Origin of the sequence: Paraburkholderia sp. SIMBA_054, from assembly GCF_046534875.1 — a bacterium.
Classification (GTDB): Bacteria; Pseudomonadota; Gammaproteobacteria; order Burkholderiales; family Burkholderiaceae; genus Paraburkholderia; species Paraburkholderia hospita.
Map to the genome: position 1 here is coordinate 1 of NZ_JAWRXV010000534.1, position 297 is coordinate 297.

The window sequence follows — 297 nt, forward strand, 5'->3', positions numbered from 1 at the left end:
GTTTCAGCAAAGGCGCCAGGTATCTACCGGTAAAACTTGCTTTGGACTTCGCGATCTGCTCGGGCGTGCCTTGCGCGATGATCTGGCCGCCGCCCGCGCCGCCTTCCGGACCCATGTCGATGACCCAGTCCGCCGTTTTAATTACATCGAGATTATGCTCGATGATCACGACGGTATTACCCTGGTCGCGTAACCGATGAATAACTTCCAGCAGCAGCGCAATGTCATGAAAGTGCAACCCGGTCGTGGGTTCGTCGAGAATGTATAGCGTGCGACCGGTATCACGCTTGCTCAGTT

1 pseudogene is annotated in these 297 nt (G+C 55.6%); it reads right to left on the reverse strand.

The annotated features are described in order from the left end of the window. Nucleotides 1-297 (reverse strand): annotated as a pseudogene (locus SB822_RS56225) (excinuclease ABC subunit UvrA); the annotation flags it as partial.